Consider the following 4,093-nt stretch of genomic DNA (forward strand, 5'->3'; position numbering starts at 1 on the left):
CGGCCGCGAAGCCGCGCGCGGCGCGGGTTTGGCGGCCTCGGCCGGCGCCGCCGCGGCGGGTTCGGCGAACAGGATCGCGCGCAGCAGGCCCGGGAAGCGCTGCTCCAGGTCGTCGCAGCGCAGGGTGTTGAGATACTGCGTTCCGGACTTGACCGTGTGCACCAGCCCGGCCGAGCGCAGCACGTCGAAATGCCGCGACAGCGTCGCCCGCGGCAGCGCCAGCTGTTTTTTCTCGCTCACGCGGATGCACGACACCGGCCGGTCGCGGCTCAGGCCGCGCACCAGGCTCAGGCGTATCGGGTCGGCCAGCGCGTACAGCACCGAGGTCAGTTCGATGTCGGCGGTGGCGGGGTGATGCAGGGGTCTCATGCCGGCAAGCTTGCTACAAGCGCGGGGCGCGCGCCAATGATCCGTAGTTCCGAAAATCGGAAGCTGTGTCCGGATCCGCCGGGAGTTGCGCCCGCAGCGACCTCGGGGGTTGCGTCGCAGCCGTGGATTCGCGGTCGCGGCTCGCGCCGCTCCTACAGGTAGCCCATGCGGCGTCCGCAGCCCCTGTAGGAGCGGCGCAAGCCGCGACCGCGAACCCGCACGCGCCGGCGCCACCCGCGCCTCGCCCACGCATCGCCCCGCCATCGCGCCCCGCCAGCCACGATCCGCAAAGCCGCCCGGCCCGGCGGACCTTTCGCCGTCACCCACCGCGGGCATAATCGCGGGCTTGTCCGTCCACCGCCCGGCCCGCCCATGTCCAAGCTGCGTTGCGCCTCCGTCCTCCTCGTTCCCGCCCTGCTGACCGCCTGCGCGGCCGCCGCGCCGGCCACCCGCGCCGACGCGCCCGCGGCCGGCGTCGTCATCGACGTGCCGACGATCAAGCATCCGCAGGAAGAGACCCCGGCCTGGTGGTACCGCGACGGCGCCGCCCAGGCCGCGCAGCGCGGCGCGCCGCAGGCCAAGGCGCGCAACGTGATCCTGTTCGTCGGCGACGGCATGAGCCTGACCACGGTCGCCGCCGCGCGCATCCTCGCCGGCCAGCTCAAGGGTGCGCCGGGCGAAGAGAACCGGCTGAGCTGGGAGCGCTTCCCCTCGACCGCGCTGAGCAAGACCTACAACACCGACTCGCAGACCCCGGACTCGGCCGGCACCATGAGCGCCATGGCCACCGGCGTGAAGACCCGCGCCGGCGTGCTCAGCATCGGCCAGAAGGGCGCGCGCGGCGACTGCGGCGCAGCGCTCAAGGCGCCGATGCTGACCCTGTGGGAACTCGCCGCCGGCAGCGGCCTGGCCACCGGCGTGGTCACCACCACCCGCGTCACCCACGCCACCCCGGGCGCGACTTTCAGCCATTCGGCCGACCGCAACTGGGAAAACGACATGGACCTGCCGGAGAAGGCCAAGGCCGAGGGCTGCCTCGACATCGCCCGGCAGATGATCGAAAGCCCGTACGGCACCGGCCCCGACGTGCTGCTCGGCGGCGGCCGCGCCAACTTCATGACGGTGGAACAGCGCGACCCCGAGTACGACGACAAGGTCGGCCAGCGCCTGGACGGCCGCGACCTCATCGCCACCTGGAAGCAGCGCCATCCGGGCGGCGCGTACGTGTGGAACGCCAAGCAGCTCAATGCCGCGCCGAAGGACCAGCCGCTGTTCGGCCTGTTCGAACCCGACCACATGCAGTTCGAGCACGACCGCCCGCGCGACGGCGCCGGCGAGCCCTCGCTGAAGGAAATGACCCTGGCCGCGATCGAGCGGCTCAAGCGCAATCCCAACGGCTACGTGCTGCTGGTCGAAGGCGGCCGCATCGACCACGCCCACCACATGGGCAACGCGTACCGCGCGCTGACCGACACCATCGCCCTGAGCGAAGCGGTCGAGGCCGCCAACCAGGCGACCTCGGCCGACGACACCCTGATCCTGGTCACCGCCGACCACTCCCACACCCTGAGCTTCGTCGGCTACCCGACCCGCGGCAACCCGATGCTGGGCAAGGTGCGCGGCACCAGCGGCGAGGACGGCGACCCGAACGACTACGCCCGCGACGCGCTCGGCAAGCCCTACACCACGCTCAACTACAGCAACGGCCCGGGCTACACCGGCGCCAGCGCGCAGCAGCCCGAAGGCCCGCACACCTTCCCGCACACCGTCAGCGGCACGATGGAGATCGAGAAGGGCCGCCCGGACCTGACCCGCGTCGACACCGAAGCGCCCGACTACATGCAGGAAGCGCTGGTGCCGACCAGCAGCGAGACCCATGGCGGCGACGACGTCGGCATCTGGGCGCGCGGCCCCGGCAGCGCGGCGGTGCGCGGCAGCGTCGAGCAGAACACCATCTACCACTTCCTGCTCCAGTCCATGCCCAAGCTGCGCGCCTCGCTGTGCGCCAAGGGCGATTGCGACGGCCACCAGATCCCGGTGACCCTGCCCAAGCCCGAGGACTTCAAGAGCGCGCGCTGAGCCGCGGCGGCGCCTCGGCGCGCCGATGCAGCGAACCGGATGGCGGCCCGTACGCGGGCCGCCATTTTTTTTGCCCGCCGCGCATTGCCGCCACGCCGGCCGCCGCGCCGCTCTGGGCGACGGTGGCGAAGCCGGCGCCAGGACCGAAAGCGCGCGTTTGCAGCGCCGGCCGCGTTGCCCAGCGCGGCTCCCAGCCCTGGACATTTTTTGTCCAAACCGCCGAAACCCTTGCGGCGCAAGGCGTGGAACCCGATTCCACGGCCGCTGTCCGCAACCTTGTCCACAGCGTGTGTGGATAGCCGCGCGGCTCGCGGCCTGCATGCGAAGCGCGGGCTAGGCGATGCGCGCGATCGCGTCAAGCCGTCGCGATTTTCGCCGCCCCGGGCGCGTGGCTAAAATTTAGCCAAACTTGCGCAGGCCTTGTCGCACAAGGCGTGAAACCCGATTCCAAGGAGAGTGTCCGCAAGTTTGTCCACAGGCGATGTGGATAGCGCAGCGCGGGAAAACCCGGGGCGGAACGCAGCCGCGGCCGACCGCGATGCGATCCACCCGGGATTTCCAGTCTTTCCGCAGCCTGGACAAAAAATGTCCAAACTCGCGAAAGCCCCGCCGCATAAGGCGTGAAACCCGATTCCACGACAACTGTCCGCATGGTTGTCCACAGCGCGTGTGGATAGCGCAGCGCAGTCGCGCAGACTGCGAAACGTGGGAACGCCTCGGCGTGGAACGCGTGAAACTGCCGTGCAGAGCCAAGTCGGCGCGCTCATGCAGCGCCTGGACAAAAAATGATCAATCTCGCGAAAGCCTTGCGGCGCAAGGCGTGGAACCCGATTCCACGGCGCCTGTCCGCATGCTTGTCCACAGGCGCTGTGGAAATCACCGCGACGGCCGAAGCGACAGCACCGGCAAAGCCGCTGCGGACTGCGACGAAGCCCCTGTAGGAGCGACGCAAGTCGCGACCGCGACACCACGCTTACGGCGCGACTTGCCACCCCGCGGTCGCGGCTCGCGCCGCTCCTACAGGGGGGGCCGCGGCCTCTGCGCGGGCGCGGAAGAACTCAGAACGGCTTGGCCAACACCAGCCACACCACCGCGATCAACGCCAGCAGCGGCAGCTCGTTGAACCAGCGCAGCGTGCGCGAGGACGGCAGCGCGCGGCCCTTGTCCAGGCCCTTGAGCCAGCGGCCGGTGAAGATGTAGTAGGCCAGCAGCACCGCGACCAGGGTCAGCTTGACGTGCAGCCAGCCGCCGACGGCGAACATCTGCGGCAGGCCGTCGCCGAACACGCGGTAGCCCTGCCACATCAGCAGCCCGCAGACGAAGGCCAGGCCGAACATGACGTGGCCGAAGCGGTAGAGCTTGCGGCCCATCAGCAGCAGCCGCGCGCGCACCGCCGGCTCGCCCTGGGCCTCGGCGAGGTTGACCAGGATCCGCGGCAGGTAGAAGACCGCGGCCATCCAGGCGATCACGAACACGATATGGAAGGTCTTGGTCCACAGATAGGCATTCATCGCAGGCTTCCCGGTACACAACAGGTGGCGGCGGCTCCGCAGGCGTTGCGCGCCGGTGCGAGGCCTGGTGCGTTTCCAGCGGGGCCGGCCGGCCCGCGCAGTGCGCGGCGGGCCGACGCGGCGGCGCCGGGTTC

3 protein-coding genes are annotated in these 4,093 nt (G+C 70.4%); 1 reads left to right on the forward strand and 2 read right to left on the reverse strand.

All coding sequences use genetic code 11. The features are described from left to right. Positions 1–369, reverse strand: a 369-nt coding sequence (locus A7A76_RS01495; RefSeq protein WP_206409533.1) for an ArsR/SmtB family transcription factor, incomplete at its 3' end; no start/stop codon positions are given. A 372-nt stretch (positions 370–741) separates the two neighbouring features. On the opposite strand from A7A76_RS01495, the gene A7A76_RS01500 reads away from it, so the two are divergent. Continuing rightward, positions 742–2,448 carry an alkaline phosphatase gene (locus tag A7A76_RS01500; protein ID WP_206409534.1) on the forward strand — a complete coding sequence of 569 codons (1,707 nt, stop codon included), beginning with the start codon at positions 742–744 and terminating at the stop codon, positions 2,446–2,448. Between the two features lie 1,058 nt (positions 2,449–3,506). Here the strand turns inward: A7A76_RS01500 and A7A76_RS01505 are convergent. Further along, complete coding sequence (locus tag A7A76_RS01505; RefSeq protein ID WP_206409535.1) at positions 3,507–3,959, reverse strand: CopD family protein; 453 nt, start codon at positions 3,957–3,959, stop codon at positions 3,507–3,509. Between the last annotated feature and the right edge of the window lie 134 nt (positions 3,960–4,093).

It is taken from the genome of Lysobacter enzymogenes, assembly GCF_017168095.1.
GTDB classification, from domain to species: domain Bacteria; phylum Pseudomonadota; class Gammaproteobacteria; order Xanthomonadales; family Xanthomonadaceae; genus Lysobacter; species Lysobacter enzymogenes_D.

Excerpts from the sequence above, each read along its gene's own strand:
- A7A76_RS01505 (WP_206409535.1), bottom strand. The coding sequence starts at position 3,959 with ATGAATGCCTATCTGTGGACCAAGACCTTCCATATCGTGTTCGTGATC.
- A7A76_RS01500 (WP_206409534.1), top strand. The coding sequence starts at position 742 with ATGTCCAAGCTGCGTTGCGCCTCCGTCCTCCTCGTTCCCGCCCTGCTG.